At 64.7% G+C, this 16991-nt stretch carries 15 protein-coding genes; 5 read left to right on the top strand and 10 right to left on the bottom strand.

The annotated features are described in order from the left end of the window. Window positions 1-49: 49 nt before the first annotated feature. The 3 genes from ATJ78_RS08930 to ATJ78_RS08920 are packed head-to-tail and all read right to left on the bottom strand — an operon-like array spanning window position 50 to window position 3453. The gene (locus ATJ78_RS08930) at window positions 50-1552 is read right to left on the bottom strand and encodes a sensor histidine kinase (RefSeq protein ID WP_098407276.1); all 1503 of its coding nucleotides are present in this window, start codon (window positions 1550-1552) and stop codon (window positions 50-52) included. Window positions 1553-1561: 9 nt separating this feature from the next. After that, window positions 1562-2821: a CpaE/TadZ family protein gene (locus ATJ78_RS08925; protein ID WP_098407275.1), complete on the bottom strand. Its 1260-nt coding sequence runs from the start codon at window positions 2819-2821 to the stop codon at window positions 1562-1564. Next, window positions 2818-3453: an SAF domain-containing protein gene (locus tag ATJ78_RS08920; RefSeq protein WP_143741395.1), complete on the bottom strand. Its 636-nt coding sequence runs from the start codon at window positions 3451-3453 to the stop codon at window positions 2818-2820. The genes ATJ78_RS08925 and ATJ78_RS08920 overlap by 4 nt, the downstream gene beginning before the upstream one ends. An 89-nt stretch (window positions 3454-3542) precedes the next feature. Between ATJ78_RS08920 and ATJ78_RS08915 the strand changes: the two genes are divergently transcribed. Further along, window positions 3543-3821: a helix-turn-helix domain-containing protein gene (locus ATJ78_RS08915; RefSeq protein ID WP_098407273.1), complete on the top strand. Its 279-nt coding sequence runs from the start codon at window positions 3543-3545 to the stop codon at window positions 3819-3821. An 8-nt stretch (window positions 3822-3829) separates the two neighbouring features. Here ATJ78_RS08915 and ATJ78_RS08910 read toward each other — a convergent pair whose 3' ends face one another. Continuing rightward, window positions 3830-4444, bottom strand: a complete 615-nt coding sequence (locus ATJ78_RS08910) for a hypothetical protein (protein ID WP_141898759.1) — start codon at window positions 4442-4444, stop codon at window positions 3830-3832. A 208-nt stretch (window positions 4445-4652) separates the two neighbouring features. Here ATJ78_RS08910 and ATJ78_RS08905 point away from each other — a divergent pair, with 208 nt between their 5' ends. Next, window positions 4653-5117, top strand: a complete 465-nt coding sequence (locus ATJ78_RS08905; protein ID WP_245836258.1) for an Rv3235 family protein — start codon at window positions 4653-4655, stop codon at window positions 5115-5117. A gap of 4 nt (window positions 5118-5121) precedes the next feature. Here the strand turns inward: ATJ78_RS08905 and secA are convergent, their stop codons facing one another. The 6 genes from secA to mtrA form a co-directional block, all read right to left on the bottom strand. Beyond that, window positions 5122-7974: a preprotein translocase subunit SecA gene (gene secA, locus ATJ78_RS08900; RefSeq protein WP_098407271.1), complete on the bottom strand. Its 2853-nt coding sequence runs from the start codon at window positions 7972-7974 to the stop codon at window positions 5122-5124. A gap of 166 nt (window positions 7975-8140) precedes the next feature. Further along, window positions 8141-8797 (bottom strand): ribosome hibernation-promoting factor, HPF/YfiA family, encoded by a 657-nt coding sequence (gene hpf, locus ATJ78_RS08895; protein WP_098409293.1) that lies wholly within the window; start codon window positions 8795-8797, stop codon window positions 8141-8143. Between the two features lie 50 nt (window positions 8798-8847). Continuing rightward, entirely contained in the window at window positions 8848-9600 is a 753-nt protein-coding gene (locus ATJ78_RS08890) for a ComF family protein (RefSeq protein WP_098407270.1), read from the bottom strand. 88 nt (window positions 9601-9688) lie between these two features. After that, entirely contained in the window at window positions 9689-11365 is a 1677-nt protein-coding gene (locus ATJ78_RS08885; RefSeq protein WP_098407269.1) for an LpqB family beta-propeller domain-containing protein, read from the bottom strand. Continuing rightward, window positions 11362-12996 (bottom strand): MtrAB system histidine kinase MtrB, encoded by a 1635-nt coding sequence (gene mtrB, locus ATJ78_RS08880; protein ID WP_098407268.1) that lies wholly within the window; start codon window positions 12994-12996, stop codon window positions 11362-11364. Before mtrB ends, ATJ78_RS08885 begins: the two co-directional genes overlap by 4 nt. Before the next feature lie 4 nt (window positions 12997-13000). Then, a complete protein-coding gene (gene mtrA, locus ATJ78_RS08875) occupies window positions 13001-13684 on the bottom strand; it encodes an MtrAB system response regulator MtrA (RefSeq protein WP_098407267.1) in 684 nt (227 codons plus the stop codon). Window positions 13685-13852: 168 nt separating this feature from the next. On the opposite strand from mtrA, the gene ATJ78_RS08870 reads away from it, so the two are divergent. From ATJ78_RS08870 to ATJ78_RS08860, 3 genes are read left to right on the top strand one after another with little or no spacing between them, the layout of a single operon-like run. Next, window positions 13853-15148, top strand: a complete 1296-nt coding sequence (locus ATJ78_RS08870) for a hypothetical protein (protein ID WP_098407266.1) — start codon at window positions 13853-13855, stop codon at window positions 15146-15148. Continuing rightward, a complete protein-coding gene (locus ATJ78_RS08865; protein WP_098407265.1) occupies window positions 15145-15807 on the top strand; it encodes a DUF4129 domain-containing protein in 663 nt (220 codons plus the stop codon). The genes ATJ78_RS08870 and ATJ78_RS08865 overlap by 4 nt, the downstream gene beginning before the upstream one ends. After that, window positions 15804-16991 carry a DUF4350 domain-containing protein gene (locus ATJ78_RS08860; protein ID WP_098407264.1) on the top strand — a complete coding sequence of 396 codons (1188 nt, stop codon included), beginning with the start codon at window positions 15804-15806 and terminating at the stop codon, window positions 16989-16991. The genes ATJ78_RS08865 and ATJ78_RS08860 overlap by 4 nt, the downstream gene beginning before the upstream one ends.

Raw genomic sequence — 16991 nt, 5'->3', positions numbered from 1 at the left:
CCTGACGACGAGGTCGGATGCTGTCGACAGCATCCGACCTCGTCTGACGTTAACGGCCGCGGTCGCTCTGAATGAACCGCAGGGGAACCTCGATCGTGACCTCGGTGCCCTCACCGACGACCGTGTGCCAATCGATGGTTCCGCTCAGCTCGCCCTGAATGAGCGTACGAACGATCTGCGTTCCGAGTCCCTGGCCGACGCGCCCCTCGGGCAGACCGATTCCGTTGTCACGCACCGTGACCGAGAGAACGTCGTCCGACCGCTCCGCGTGAATCTCGACTTCGCCCGAGCGACCGGCGAGGCCGTGCTCGACGGCGTTCGTGACCAGCTCTGTGAGCGCGAGCGCGAGCGGGGTCGCGTATTCGCTCGGCAGCACTCCGAATTCACCCGTCTTCGCGGGCCGCACTGTCGTGTTGTGCGTTGAGGCGACCTCGGCGATGAGCATGAGCACCCGCTCGAAGACGTCGTCGAAGTCAACGTCTTGAGACAGCCCCTCAGACAGCGTGTCGTGCACGACGGCGATCGCGGTCACACGTCGCATCGCCTGGGTCAGCGCGTTGCTCGCATCGTCGGAATGGGCGCGGCGTGCTTGAATGCGCAGCAGAGACGCAACGGTCTGGAGGTTGTTCTTGACCCGGTGGTGGATCTCGCGGATCGTGGCGTCCTTCGTCAGCAGCTCGCGCTCCCTGTGCCTCAGCTCGGTGACGTCACGACACAGGATGATGGCGCCAACCCTGTCGCCGTTCACGCGCAGCGGAATCGAACGCAGCGAGATCGTGACGCCGCGAGATTCGACGTCGGTGCGCCACGGAGCACGTCCCGTGACGACGAGGGGAAGCGACTCGTCGATGTCCTGCTGATCGCCCAAGATCTCGGTCGTCACGTCGGCGAGCGACTCCCCCTCGAGCTCGTCCTCGAAGCCCATGCGGTTGAACGCCGAGAGCGCGTTCGGGCTCGCAAAGGTCGTCGTGCCCTCGACGTCGATGCGCAGCAGACCGTCTGATGCCCGTGGCGCTCCTCGCCTCGGACCCGTCGGAGCCGACAGGTCGGGAAAGTCGCCGCACGCGATCATTCCGAAGAGGTCGGCGGCACAGCTGTTGAAGGTCAGCTCCTGCCGGCTCGGCGAGCGCGTCTCGCTGAGGTTCGTGTGCCGCGTCAGCACGGCAATCGGCCCGGGGGTGGTGACGGTGCTTTCTGCTGTGAGCCGTCGAACGACGGGAACGGCAACGACGCGTGTCGGTGTCTCCTCGTACCAGTCGGGAGCAGACGAGTCGATGATTGTGCCCGACGAGAACGCCTCCGTCACCTGAGCTCGCCACTGCTGCTTCACCTTCTGCCCGACGAAGTCACGGTAGAAGAGCGTCGCGGCGCTCGAGGGGCGATAGTGCGACACAGCGATGAAGCTGTCGTCGTGCGTCGGCACCCACAGCACGATGTCAGCGAAGGCGAGATCGGCGAGCAGCTGCGCGTCTTCCACGAGCATGTGCAGCCATTCAACATCCGCTTCGTCTGAGCGGCCCTGAGCGAGAATCAGATCACTGAGCGTCGACATTGCACCAGTTTATGGTGACGAGGTCGCTCTCCCGGACAGCCGCCACGCGCGCGGATGCTGAGTGGGTGCCGATCGCGCCCTGCGCTCTCTCCGCGTCGCAGGCGTCGCTGCCTCGGGCATCATGGATCGCGCCAGGCTCGCGATGGCCGCCCCGGCAGGAGACCGCGGTGCCACCTCGCGAAGCGAACGTCCCTCAAGCAGGGCAGCGTCAGCGGCACGGTCATCGTTCGCGATCATCGTCGGCTTCTCGATGCCGCCGAAACGCTGTAGCGTCGAGGCGATCTGCCCCGCAGGCGCGACGCCGATCGGTCCCGAGCGTACGCGGTTCATCACCGTGTGAACGGGTATGCCTGCGACGACCTCGAGCAGCTCTGCGTGCTGGCGAAGATACCGGCTGATTCCGACAGGATCCGCACGGCCGACCGCCATGACGCGGTCCGACGCACGAAGGGCCGCAAGCGTCGCCGCATTGCGCCGTGGCGCAAACAGGTCGCTGGAAATCTCCTCATCGCTTTCCAGGCTGAATCCTGTGTCGATGACGACGTGGTCGACCCACTGGCGGCACGTCTCGACGGTGTCGGTGACCCGAGATGTCGTCAGCTCCGGCCAGCGCGACGCTCGCGTGAGCCCCGTGAGAACGACGAGGGAGCCGTCGGCGACTGGATAGCGTTCGCTGATGCGATCGAGCTCGTCGTGGGTCAGAGCCCCGTGGCCGGCCAGTCGGCACGCGGCGGCGAAACCAGGCGACTCGTCGAGCATTCCCAGCATCTGCGCGACCGAAGCACCCCAGGTGTCGGCATCGATGAGGCACACGCGGGCCCCGAGAGCCGCCAGCTCGACAGACAGCGAGATCGCCAGCGTCGTTCGCCCGGGAGCTCCAGCGGGACCCCACACAGAGGTCACGATCCCCCGCGACCGCTCGGCCGTCGCGGTCGAGACATCGGGGCCAGCAATCGCGGCTTCGAGCTGCGCAATGCTGGCGTGGGAATCAACGTGTTCTCGAAGACCGAGACGCGATACGTGCCGGCGCTGCCCCTCGTCCGAGCACACGGCCACGGCTCGGCATCCGCAATCGTCACAGCGGGCGAGAAGCTCCTCGCTCATGACGTCTCCGTCGGCAAGCAGCGCGTCGGGACGTGTGCGAGCGACGATCTCAGCAACGTCATCGAGCGGGCCGAGCCGGGCAAGAACATCGTGGCCTCGCTCGAGAACCGGCTCGAGTATGCGCTCTTCCGTCTCGCGGGATACAGCGAGAACCAGCCGAGTCACGATGCGCTCGCTTCTGGCACGAGCGACAGCGCGTGCCCGTTCGCCTGCGCACTCAGCAGAGTGGCCACGTCACCCTTGGGAACGAGAATCTCAACGCTCGTACTCTGCTGGCCGACCATGGCGTCGTCAGAGCTCACCCGTGCAACGACCGCACCGTCGACGATGACCGTCGGCTGCCCGAAGCCATTCTGCTCGTCCGGTGCCGCGGCCCAGACGTCGACGCGAGCGCCGACCGCGACGGACTCGGGAAGCTCTCCGCGAATCTCGATCACAACCGCAGAGACAGAGCTCTCGACCGCCGCGACCACCGCGGATGCGGGCACCAGTTCACCGTTACCGATCGTTCTCGAGATGACGAGCCGTCCTTCGGGCAAGTCACCTTCGCGAATGTACTCTCCGTCGAGAGAGCCAAGACTCACGCGCGAGACCGTCAGATCGTCGACGGACAACGGCGAGCCCGCGGGGAGCGTCGACGACGCGGCATACACGGGAACCGTCTTGTCACTTGAATCGACGACGAACCACACTCCCGCAACGGAGACGACGACCAGAACGAGGCCGATGACGAAGCGAGGATCAAACCAGAATCGCCGACGAGTGGAGCGCGGCGCGGACGAGGTTTCCTTCGGCATGGTGACCATCGTGCCAAGTTCACGACAGATCGAAGAAAGTTATCCACAGGCCACGTTTCACTCAGGTGCAGTGACCATAATCGATACATATGGACCACATTTCGTCGGAGTCAATCGGCCGCTTTCTCACGGTGGCCGATGCCTCGGAGATCCTCAACATCTCCATCGACGAGGTGCACGAGCTCATCACCTCTGCAGAGCTGCCCGCGATTCGTGTCGGGAGCCCGGCTCGGTGGCGCGTCGAACGCCGCGTGCTCGAAGACTACATTCAGCAGAAGTACGAAGAGACCCGCCGCATGAGTCTCTGGCACGAAGCCAATGCGGCGAGCATCCAAGACATCGACGAGACCGCCAAACACCGCCGCTGATCGCTCGATCAGAGTTCGACCATGTCGAGTTCGGCGAGGGCGAGAACCTGCACATGCGAGACATCGCGTGCACGACGTGGAGTGTCGCGCGGGTGACGGGCGACATCCAAATGGTCACGAGCAACGCGATCGATGGTTCCGCCGATCGCGTCGCGCGAGGTCGCCATCGAGAGGCTCGCATAGCTGCGCCGGCGGCACAGGTCCCGCAGCACGAACGGCAAGCCGATGCGATCGGTGATCTGAGGGTCCTGGCCCATGGGATCTCCCTCCGCCAGGCTGCGCTCGGCGTCGTCAGAGTTCACGAGGATGCTGGAGATGCCCGCAAGCGCAATCAGGCATGCACCGTTGCCTCCGTGCTGCCTGATCGTGTCCGCGGCGATCCAGTCCCTTCCGAACGTTCGCGGAATGGCGGACACCTCGCGCCCGCAGCGCAGGATCACCCGTAACGGGGAGGGCGGGACGCGATCGCCGACGGAGCTGCGACCGAGGGCGATCAGGCGATCTCGCATGCCCAGCCGGGCGATGCGAAGCCGTTCGTCCTCTGCACGGCGCTCAATTTCTTCAGCGCTCCATGCCGAATCCAGCTGGCTCTCGAGATCGTCGAACAAGCTGTCCCATCTCATGGTGCCCGAGACTAGCGCCTTGCCCGTTCGACTGCCGAGTTATCCACAGATTGGCCAAATTCCTTTACAAGATTGCTTCCCACCTGGTTGAGTGTCTAACCATGAGTTCTGACCCCCGCGCGGGGGTCGACTTTCAGTGGGTTCATCACGGGCCCGCTACGGCGCAGCGGCCCGGCCAGGGCCGATCCCACGGTCGGGCGGAGAAAAGATGAGTGAAGGCAATCTCGCACGAAACGACGAGCAGACACATGCCCTTCCTGCCCTCCCCGCCCGGTGCGGCATTGCCGATCCCGACAGTGAGTTCACCTATCTGCGAACGAGCGCGTCGGAGCTTCCGGATCCCGAACCTCTGCTCGTCAACCTCACGCGGAGTGTGATCGAAGTCATCGCGGGGGCACGCGATCTCGAACAGCTCTCACGCTGGATCAGCGAAGACGTTTATAAAACACTCGTGAAGCAGGCGGTGCTCGCCGCGCGGGCTCGATCTCTCAAGAACCAGAGCGCGGTTCGACCGATCGTGCATGTCGGGACCGTTCACCTGCAGACGCCGGTGGACGACGTGTGCGAGGCCGTGATCATGGTTCAGGTAGGGCGCACGCGTGCTCGAGCCGTGGCGATCCGGCTTGAGGGCATCGACCATCGCTGGCGCGCGACGTCCGTTGGCGTTCTCTGAAGACCTACTTCTTCTTCTGCTGCGCCCGTCGCTGAGCGCGGTTTGCCGGCTCCGGCTTTGCCTCGTCTGAGGTCGCCTGCCCGAATGCTCCACGCTGCGCGGGCTTCTTCTGCGCAGCCGGAGCCGTCTGACGAGGCTGACGCGGAGCCTGCGGTCGTGTACCAGCACCGCCGGCCGCGCGCGCCGCTCGCTGAGCCTTGCCCGTCGCGCCCTTCTCGATCTGACCTCGCTGATTGCGAACTTCGACTTCGCCCTCTTCGTTCGCGGCCGAGTAGCTGAGCTTCTCCGTCTCTCCATCGGGTCGCGCGAGCCCCTTGGCGACGATCACGGGGCTCACTTCACCCTCCGCGTCGTCGGGTCGAGTGACTTCGACGTCAAGGTTGAACAGGTAACCGATCGATTCCTCGCGGATCTGCCCCATCATCTGCTGGAAGAGAGAGAAGCCCTCTCTCTGGTACTCGACGAGCGGGTCGCGCTGCGCCATGGCCCGTAGGCCGATGCCGTCTTTGAGATAGTCCATCTCGTACAGATGGTCGCGCCATCTGCGGTCAATCACCTGCAGCACGACGCGACGCTCAAGCTCGCGCATGGCATCGGAACCGAGCTGTTCCTCGCGCCGCTCGTACGCCAGCTTCGCGTCAGAGAGAATCTCCCGCTGCACGAACGACCGGTTGACGCGGCCCTTCGAGCCTGCCTCCTGGACCACTTCGTCAATGGTGAGCCCGATCGGGTAGAGAGTCTTGAGCTCGGCCCACAGGGCGTCGAAGTCCCAGTCATCGCCGTTACCCTCACCGATGTGCTCGTCGAGCACTTCGGTGACGACATCTTCAAGGAAGACCCTGACCCGCTCTTGCAGGTCATCGCCCTCGAGAATCTGCCTGCGGTCGGTGTACACCGTCTCGCGCTGCCGGTTGAGGACATCGTCGTACTTGAGAACGTTCTTGCGGATCTCAGCGTTTCGGGACTCCACTTGCGACTGAGCCGAGCGGATGGCCCTGCTGACGACCTTCGACTCGATGGCGACGTCGTCCGGCACTCCACGAGACATCAGGCTCTCGGCAGCACCCGAGTTGAACAGACGCATGAGATCGTCCTGGAGCGAGAGGTAGAAGCGGCTCTCTCCCGGGTCTCCCTGGCGGCCCGAGCGTCCGCGGAGCTGATTGTCGATGCGTCGCGACTCGTGCCGTTCTGTGCCCAGCACGTAAAGCCCGCCCGCCTCGATGACCTTGTCGGCTTCAATCTGAACGTCGGCCTTGACCTTGTCGAAGACGTCGTCCCACTTCTCTTCGTACTCGTCGGGCGTCTCGGTCGTCGACAGGCCGAGTTCCTCCATCTTCTGAACGGCGAGGAACTCCGCGTTTCCGCCGAGCATGATGTCCGTTCCACGACCGGCCATATTGGTTGCGACGGTGACAGCCCCCACGCGTCCGGCTTGAGCAACGATTGTCGCTTCGCGAGCGTGGTTCTTCGCATTCAGGACCTCGTGCCTGATCCCCTTCTTCGCAAGCAGTCGCGAGAGGTACTCGCTCTTTTCCACGCTCGTGGTGCCGACGAGTACAGGCTGACCCGCTTCGTGTCGTTCGGCGATGTCGTCAACGACGTGGGCGAACTTCACTTCTTCGGTCTTGTAGACCAGATCCGACTGGTCGACGCGCTGCATCGGCTTGTTCGTCGGGATCGGCACGACACCGAGTTTGTACGTCGACATGAACTCAGCGGCTTCCGTCTCAGCCGTACCGGTCATTCCCGCGATCTTGTCGTACATGCGGAAGTAGTTCTGAAGCGTCACTGTCGCAAGAGTCTGATTCTCAGCTTTTACCGACACGCCTTCTTTGGCTTCGATCGCCTGGTGAACGCCTTCGTTGTAGCGGCGTCCGACGAGGATGCGGCCGGTGTGCTCATCGACGATCATGACCTCGCCGTTCATCACGACGTAGTCCTTGTCCTTCTTGAAGAGGGCTGTCGCTTTGATGGCGTTGTTGAGGAACGAGATCAATGGCGTGTTCGCGGCTTCATAGAGGTTGTCGATTCCGAGATGATCTTCGACCTTCTCGATTCCGGGTTCGAGCACGCCGACGGTGCGCTTCTTCTCATCGACCTCGTAGTCCTCGCCGGAGACGAGGCTTTGCGCAATGCGTGCGAATTCGGTGAACCAGCGGTTGGCCTCCCCTGACGACGGGCCCGAGATGATCAGCGGCGTCCGCGCCTCATCGATGAGGATGGAGTCGACCTCATCGATGATGACGAAGTAGTGATCGCGCTGGACCATGCCTTCTTTCTGCCAGGCCATGTTGTCGCGCAGATAGTCGAATCCGAACTCGTTGTTCGTGCCGTATGTGATGTCGGCCTGGTATTGCTGGCGCCGAACGTCCGGCGTCTGCCCCGAGACGACCACGCCCGTCGTCATTCCGAGCGCACGGAAGACACGCCCCATCAGTTCCGACTGATAACTCGCCAGGTAATCGTTCACCGTGATGATGTGAACGCCTCGTCCCGTAATGGCGTTGAGATAAGCCGGCAGCGTCGCGACAAGCGTCTTTCCCTCACCGGTCTTCATCTCGGCGATGTTGCCGAGATGAAGCGCGGCACCGCCCATGAGCTGAACATCGAAGTGGCGCATGCCGAGCGTCCGCTTCGACGCTTCCCTGACCGCTGCAAATGCCTCCGGAAGAAGATGATCCAGCTTCTCACCGTTCTCGTAACGCTCTCGAAGCTCTGCGGTCTCGTTCTTGAGATCCTCGTCGCTGAGCTCGGCGAAGTCATCCTCGAGTGCGTTGATCGCCTTTGCATAGTTCTTCAGGCGCTTGAGGGTGCGTCCTTCGCCGACGCGAAGGACTTTTTCCAGTACTGAGGCCACGAATGCACTCCACTTTGTTCACGGCGCCAACGGCGCCAGGTCCCGTCTCGTTCGATCGGGCCGGGGTCGATCGTACCCATGTTAGCGACCTGGCGCTTGGCACACGCTGAAGAACGGCGGCCAGGCGCCCTGCGCATCCGGGTTCGCCTGGCCGCCTGGCCGTGACTCATGCCCTGTTGGCTGCAGCCTCTGCTTCGTCTGAAAGCTCGATGACGCCGTAGTCCCATCCCTTGCGCCGGTAGACTACACTCGGACGGTCGGTGCGCGCGTCGATGAAGAGGAAGAAGTCGTGTCCGACGAGCTCCATGCGATCGACGGCATCATCGACGGTCATCCACTCAGCAGGAAACGTCTTCTGTCTGATGACGACGGGCGAATACTGTTCCTCGGTCTCAACGTCGTCAACGGGAGACTCCCCCGCCCGCACACGATCGATGACCTCAGCGGGAGCGGGCTGAAGTCCGACAGCCGCGAACTCTCCCGTGGCGGCAGCGTGCAGCGACGTGCGCTTCTTTCCACGACGAGCCTGCCTGCGCTCCTTCGCGCGGCGTATTCGCTCAAGAAGCTTGTCGATCGCGACGTCGAACGCGCTGTATTTGTCTCCGCCCTGAGCCTCGGCCCTCACGAGCGGGCCTGGGCCGATGAGCGTCAGCTCGACGCGATCGTCGCCGTTCCTTCCGCTCTTGTCGGTGTGGCGGCTGACTTTGACCTCGAACGCGATCATGCGGTCCGTGATGTGGGTGATCTTCTCCGACTTCTCTTCCACGTAATCACGGAAGCGATCGGTGATTCCCAGGCCAATTCCGACGATGTTAGTTTCCACGGCGACCTCCGGATCCGGCGCGAAGTCGCCTGGTCTTCCGGGCGATCCTTTCACGCCTTTTCATACACCGTAGCCCCAGCGGCGAACCTTGTCACGCCTACTGGCGAATCGGGCGTGGCGACGCGCATGAGGGTCGATGCGACGGTCGCGCACGCAACGATCTCCGCCCCGGATTCCCGCAGCGCACGCACGCACTCGGCGAGCGTCGCGCCGCTCGTCACAATGTCGTCGACGAGGATGAATCGGCGTCCAGATGCTCGACGTGCGGTGATCGCGCCCCTCAGGTTCTCGCTGCGCTGCCGGCGACCCAGCCCGATCTGATCGCGAGGCCGACGTGCCCAGGCAAGCACGCGCGACCGGGTGAGGCCTGCGCGACGAACAATGAGATCGACGGGGACGAAACCGCGCGTCCGACGCGATCGCCGTGAGGCGGGAACCGCTGCGAGCTCGACCTGCACGCCCTCGGCGTCATCGAGAGCTGCATCGATCGCAGCGCGGAGTGCCTCGCCGAGTACCGTGGCCGCGTCAACGCGCCCGTCGCGTTTGAGTGCGAGCAGCATCCGCTTCGCCCTTCCGGAGTACGGAGCAGCGCTGTAGACCCGCACACCGTCGACAGTGCGGGTCAGGATGCCGTCGGCGAGCGACCCCCGGCACACGGCGCACACGGCGACGCCGGGATCTCCGCAGCCGGCGCACGACACGGGCATGAGAAAGGCGAGCGTCTCGCCGACGACATGCCGGATGCCGGTGACGCACCGATCCCTGAGAGCAGGACCCCAGGGTCGGCCGAGATGTCGTGGCATGCATCAAGTCTCGCCTGCGAGACGCCGTGACGGCCGATCGTCGCGAAACCTGTGGGCGCGCGGCATCGCATGCGCGACTGTGGACGAATCAGCCCGACGGCGAACCGATCTGCGTTGCGATGAAGCGCACTCCCTCACGAGCCGTCTGCCATCCGCTGCCCCGTCGTGAGAGCAGATCTCCGTCGCTCGTGAGTGCCCTGAGCTCCTCGGCGCCGTTGCTGCCGACAAGATGTTCAGCCTCTTCTGCGGCGCCGATACTCGTCGATGGTCCGCCCAATTCGATCAGCTGAACCTGGTTCGTCGATTCGCTCGTGAGCACCGCGACGGACTTGTCATCAACCCACGTGGCCGACAGAGGCGTGCCGTCGGCAACGGGGAATCGCACAGTGTCGCTGAGCGACGTGGGGGCTCCGTCAGCTCCGCGACGCACTCCGGCGAGCAGGAGCTGAGGTGTTCCACCCGAATCGATGAGCGCCACGATACGAGTGCCGTCGCGCGATAGTTCGAGCGAGACAATCGTCGATGCTTCCGGCCACGATGGCTGCAGGTCGAAAGCCGTTCCCTCGGCATCGTGGACTCTCACGCCTCCGGGCTGGCCTGCCGGAACCGTCCACACGAATCCCGCGTCATCGATTGTCGGGGCGATGAGGTCCGATCTCCCGTCGACGAGCACGGGGTCCTCGCCAGCGCTGATCGAATACACGCCGCGGTCGCTGAGCACCGCGATCTGCGTGTTCTCACTGTTGATCGCCGCTGCCGTGACGTCGAGGCTCTCCACCGGCTCCGAGAGCCCTGCGATCTCCTCGATGCCGCTTCCAGCCGCGTAGCCGAATCCTTCCTCGGTCATGATGAGCGGTCGAGAGTCGACGCGCGGCTCGCGCACGGTCAGCGACGGAATGTCGGTGGGCTGCCCGTCGAAGAGAATCGAGACGATCCCTGCGCCCGCAACGTTCTCGAGGCTCGCGACCAGCTGCGCCTTCATGCGCTTGCGGGCGGAATCGTCGGCCGTCAATGCGTCTCGGCTCAGGTCGACTTGCGCCTCCCCATCTGTCACGGGAACCGAGCTGCGGGCCAGCCGTGTTCCGTCGGGGAAAGCCGTCGTCACAGATTGTGCCAGCCACTCGCTGGGTCCGGCGAGCAGCTCGGTGACGATGCGCGTTGCTGACGAGCTTCCCGAAGGGAACCACCGCAGGTCGGGAACGAGAGATGTCCAGTCGGGAGTGAAGAACCGGAGCGCGTGCTGGTCGAACACTGTCTCGAAAAGCGACTGCTCGAGGAGGATGCCGTTGGGCGCTTCAGTGATTCGCCACTCGTCTCCCACCTTGGCGAACGAATAGCTCTGCTCCACCGTGCCGGCTCCCGCACGTTCGGAGTAGACGCCTGAGTCGTCAACAACCGCCGTGGGAGATACCGCGACGTCGATGGCGGAGTCCGAGACACGGTCGAACTGTCGACCACCGGGATCGTCGAGGGTCACCGAAGCGTCAGGATTCCACTCGAGCCGAAAGTCCGGTGCGAGAAACTCGCGCGCGACGGCGTAGTTGTTGAGCGGACTCGAGGCGGCGGCGATGAACCCCTTCAGCAGGTCCTCCTGCGATGCGCCGGGAACCGGGGCGTCGGCGATGAGCGTGACATCGTCTGCACTGTTCTCGTCTTCGCCCACCGGATTTCCCTCGTGCACGCTGCCGCTGCGCGGTATCCCCGCGCAGCCGACAAGCAGTGCCATGATCGCGCCGATGGCCACGACGGTCGTCACGCGTCTCATGCGTCGTCTCCTTTCGGAAGCAGCGGCAGCGAGCCGTCGGCGTCTTCGGGCACGAGCTCAAGCGGGTACGAGGCAACGACTGCTCCCGGTTTTCGCGGAAGCGTGAGCCGGAAATTGCTTCCCTTTGCGAGGCGAGACCACACGTCGAGCACACCGCGGTGCAGAGCCGCGTCTTCAAGGGAGATCGCCAGGCCGAGACCCGTGCCTCCGATCGTGCGCCGGCGCGACGGGTCTGCGCGCCAGAACCGGTCGAAGACGTGCTCGACGTCGGACTCGCTCATCCCGAGCCCGTAATCGCGCACGGTGAGGGCGACAGCATCCGCGTTGCTGTCGACGGTGACCACGATCGGTCCGCCCTCCCCATGCTCAATGGCGTTTCCGATCAGATTGCGCACGATTCGCCGGATGCGCCGCGGATCCATGTCGACATCGCCGTGCCCGCCCGGGGCGACGAGGCGAATGTCCGATCCACGCTCTGCCGCGAGTGCTTCCATGCCTTCGATGCAGTCGCGCGCAAGCGCCGCAAGATTGGTCGGCTCGAGTTCGAGCTGAACGGAACCAGCGTCATACCGGCTGATCTCCAGAAGATCATCGAGCAGCAGTTCGAATCGTTCGACCTGGGTGTGCAGCAGCTCTGCCGTGCGAGTGGTCGCGGGCGGGAACGAGTGGCGCTGGTCGTAGATGACGTCATCGGCGAGCCGGATCGTGGTGAGCGGAGTGCGCAGTTCGTGGGAGACGTCGGAGACGAACCGCTGCTGCACGAGCGACAGCTCTGCCAATTCTCGAATCCGCTGCTGGAGGGTGTCGGCCATGCCGTTGAACGAGCGCGCGAGCGTCGCGAGCTCGTCGGCACCGGTCTCGCGTATCCGAACGCCGAGATCGCCGTCCGCGAGCCTCTGGCTGGTCTCTGCCGCGATCGTGATGGGTTCGACGACCAGGCGAACGACCACCCACGCGACAGCTCCGACGAGCAGCAGCAGGGCGAGACCGACGATGAGCATGGTCTGCTGCAGAAACTGCAGAGTCTGCTCCGAATCGCTGAGATCGAAAGCGATGTAGAACTCGTATTGTCCGGCACCGGGCACGTCGACGAGCTGGCCGACGATCACGCCGGGGACCTCGCCGTCTGGTCCCGAGAGCGTGACCGACTGCCACCACTGTGTGCCGACGTCCTGCTGCACCTTGTCGCGCAGTTCAGAGGACAGAACGCCCCCCGCCAGCTCTGAGCTGCGGAACCCCTGAGGCGCGTACGGGCTGTAGCTCTGCCCCGGCGCGCGGTAGCCGGCGATGAGCTGGCTTGATGACGTCGCCGCCAGCTGATTGCGCACCGTGTTCATAACCGTCGTGATCGCCACACGATCGTTGATGGCGGCTGATTCAAACAGGCGCTGCACCGAGCTCATGGTGCGACTCGAGTCATCAAGCACTTGACTCAAGCGCGACGAGAACAGGTCGTTGCGCACGCTGATCGACATGTAGACGCCCGACGCGAGCACGGCGACGAGCGTGAGCCCGACGGTGATCGACACGGTTCGAAACCGCAGCGATCTTCTCCACAGTTCTCGCACGCGCCGCGGCCACGTGCGAACCTGCGAGAGCCCGAGCTCCGCGAACGACAGCGGTGAGCTCATGGTCTCAAGAGCCCGATGCGCCCGCCCGATATCCGACCCCCCGCACGGTCGTCACGATGCGCGGGTTGTCGGGATCGTGCTCGATCTTGGCGCGGAGCCGCTGCACGTGCACGTTCACGAGCCGCGTGTCAGCCTTGTAGTGGTACCCCCAGACCTGTTCGAGCAGCATTTCGCGCGTGAACACCTGCTGAGGCTTCGACGCGAGCGTGAGCAGCAGGTCGAATTCGAGAGGCGTGAGGTTGATCCTCTTGTCGCCACGTCGCACCTCGTGTCCCGCCACATCGACGCTGAGGTCGGCGATCTCGAGCGTCTCCTGAGCCGGTTCGGATGCTGGTCGCAGACGTGTGCGAATGCGTGCGACGAGCTCCTTGGGGTTGAATGGCTTCACGATGTAGTCGTCCGCTCCCGACTCGAGCCCGCGCACCACGTCAGCCGTGTCGGACTTCGCCGTGAGCATGATGATGGGAACCCCGGATTCTTGACGGATCTGCGTGCACACCTCGATCCCGTCGATTCCGGGAAGCATGAGGTCAAGGAGCACGAGGTCGGGTTTCTCTTGCTTGAACTCGGTGAGGGCAGCGGTGCCGTCCGCGCAGAAGATGGGTTCGTACCCTTCGGTTCGCAGCACGATGCCGATCATCTCCGCGAGCGCTGTGTCATCGTCGACAACAAGAATTCGTGGGTTCATTCGTCTCGTTCTCGTTTCTCTGTGCGCGCGGCGGCGTCCCGTCACGCGTGCCACAAGGCTATCTGACGTCACGGGTCACGTCTCGCGACGAAACGCGCGCGACCGCGACGCCGTGTGACAGAGTAGAACCACACTGTCTCGCGCGCGAGTTAAAGGGGGCACACACGAGTGAGCGACAACGGGTCATGGCACTCCCCATCGGGCGACTCCGCGGGCCCACCTCCCGGCGCGGGTGATGGCCGCGACGGGAACGGTGCCCAATCCGGCCACGCCCAGGGACAGCACGCTCCTCACGGGCAGCACGGCGCGCCGTACGACCAGCGTCAGCCTCCGCCATACGGCCAGTACGCGCCGCCACAGTACGGGCAACAGCAGGCGCCGCCATACGGTCAATACCCCGCACCGCAGTTTGGGCAGCAGCCGTTCGGCGCACCGGGCGGATGGGCTCCGCCGCCGACGCCAGGACTTATTCCGCTGCGCCCTCTGAGTTTCGGTGCGCTCCTGACCGCTCCGTTCAAAGAGCTGCGCCACAACCCCAAGGCAACGGTCGGCAGCGCGCTCATCATTCAGGGCGTTGTCGTTCTTCTCACGATTGTCATCACGGGCGTGGTGACCGCGGTCATGCTCGGGCGCATCGACCAGGCAACAGCGCAGGACCAGGACGAGATCGCGGCGGGCGCGGTGCTGACCATCCTGCTGTCGATGATCGTTCCCCTCCTGGTCTCGGTCGTCGGCTCTGCCTTCCTGCAGGGCGTCGTCGTGACAGACACCGCGCGAGCGATCCTCGGCGAAAAGCCTCGCCTTCGGGAGATCTGGCGTGCGACGTGGCCACGATTCTGGACGCTGCTCGCGTGGACCTTCCTCTACCTCGGCTCCATCCTCGTTGCACTCGCCGTGGTCGGGGGTCTCGGCGCGCTCGTGATCGTGCAGGGCGACGCGGGAATCGTCATCGGCATTCTCATCATCGTCTTCGGCAGCCTTGCCGTGGCAGCTCTCGGAATCTGGGTGTTCACAAAGCTCGCGGTCGCTCCAAGCGTGATCGTCATGGAGCGGGCTTCACTCAAGCGCGCCCTAGCGCGCTCCTGGAGCCTCACGACGGGAAGCTTCTGGAAGACGTTCGGCGTGATCTTCCTCATCGCGACGATCCTCAACATCGCCGCCCAGATCATCACAACCCCCGTCTCGCTCATTTTCGGGATCGTCCCCGGGCTGCTCGATCCGACGGGCTCCGACGTCGGCGCGATGCTCGCGCTCCTCGCGGTTGCCGAAGTCATTCTGGTGCTGATCACCGTTGTCTTGAGCGCGATCATGTCGGTCGTGCAATCGGGGGCACTCGCGCTCATCTACGTTGATCTGCGCATGCGGCGCGAGGGGCTCGACATCGAGCTCATTCGGTTTGTGGAGTCTCGCCAGGTCGGCGATCTCTCTGCGCCAGACCCGTTCGCACCAAGAAGCCAGCAGTGAGCGGAATCCTGGCATTCGACGACGCTCCCCCGCTGACCCCGGGTCGCGATGAGGCGTACGACTGGCTCGTACGCGAACTGTCGAAGCCCGAGTACACGGCAGCGCAGCCCTCGCTCATCGACCGCATCGCCGCAGCGATCCGAGACTGGTTCCTCTCGCTCGTCGTTCCGGGCGACGGAACGTTCGCGGCGTGGATTCCGGTGCTCGTCGTGCTCGTGATCGCCGCGGCAATTGTCGCGGCGATCATGATCTGGGGCGTGCCACGCCGCAACCGCTCAAGCCAGCGTCCCCCGGCACTCTTCGGAGACGACGACACGCGCAGTGCGCGAGATCTGCGTGCCGCGGCCCGTGATGCTGCGCAGGCACGCGAGTGGGACATCGCGACCCTCGAGGCCTTCCGGGCGCTCGCCCGCGGGCTCGATGAGCGCACCGTCGTGACCGTGCTGCCCGGAACGACCGCCCGATCGTTCGCGGCCTCAGCCAGCGCCGCGTTCCCGACTCGTGCCGAGTCGCTGCATGCGGCAGCATCCGACTTCGACTCTGTCCGCTACCTGCAGGGCCATGCCTCGCGCGAGCAGTACGAGGCGATCGCGGCACTCGACGCGGAGATCACTGAGCTGAAGCCGGCGCGAACGACGCCGGAGGTCTCGCAATCGTGAGCATCGCCGAGTCTTTGACGCCCACGGTGCGAACGCGGCTGCGTCGTGCTGGCTTCTGGATGGTGTGCGCCGTCGGAGCCCTCGTCATCACGCTGATCGCGATCGCACTCACCGGCGGCAACGCCGCGCAGACCCGGCCGCTCCAGGCCGACAGCCCCGCGCCATCTGGCGCCAAGGGCCTCGTCACGGTTCTCGAAGAGCACGGCGTCTCGATCACCACGGCAGACAGCGCGACGGATGCTGCCGAGGGCCTCGCGGGTGCGCATGCGACGCTGTTCGTCTACGACGAGAGTGGCTTCCTCGACGCGCGCGGTCTTTCTCAACTCGCGGAGAAGGCGGCGAACGTCGTCATCATGACTCCGGATTTCGCTGATCTACGTGAGATCGCCCCCGGCGTGCGAGCCGGCGGTGCCGAGCCCGACGACGCTGCCCCGGTCGCGGCGCAGTGCACGGTTCCCGCCGCTCAAGCGGCGCAGACTGCGGACGTGCTGTACACCTTTCGCATTGACAACGGTGTCGACGCGCACGGCTGCTTTCCCGCCACGGACGGTCGATACGGTCTCGTGGCGATTCCGCGTGCAGCAGGACCTCTCACGCTCCTCGGTGATCCGAACGCGTTCAGCAACGAGGCGATTCTGCACGGCGGCAACGCCGCCCTGGCGCTCAATCTGCTCGGCGCGAATGACGAACTCGTCTGGTACCTGCCGACGATCGCCGACGTCGAGACCGATGCTCCCCCGACGCTCGGCGAGCTGACGCCTCCGTGGGTTGTTCCCTTCACCGTCCTGCTCGCGCTCACCGCCATCGCCGCGATGTTCTGGCGTGGCCGAAGGCTCGGTCCCGTCGTTGTCGAGAAGCTGCCTGTTCACGTTCCCGCACGCGAGACGGTTGAGGGTCGCGCGCGCCTCTATGAGCGGGGCAACGCGCGCGTGCACGCGATCGACACGCTGCGCATGGGCGCTGTGTCGCGCCTCGCCGGTCTGCTCGGACTGCCGCCGAGCACGACGGCGTGGCAGGTCGCTGACGCGACAGCATCCCTCCTCGCCCGTGACCCGCGACAGGTTCGCGCTGTGCTCGTCGACGATCTTCCGTCGTCCGACTCTCAGCTCATGGCCCTGTCTGACGCCGTGAACGACCTTGAAACCCGCGTGCGCGCGACGATCGACGAAACAGGAAGAATGTGA

It is taken from the genome of Paramicrobacterium agarici, assembly GCF_002563955.1.
GTDB classification, from domain to species: Bacteria; Actinomycetota; Actinomycetes; order Actinomycetales; family Microbacteriaceae; genus Paramicrobacterium; species Paramicrobacterium agarici.
The sequence above is the reverse complement of the archived record's forward strand: the minus strand, read 5'-3'. Positions and strand labels throughout refer to the sequence as shown.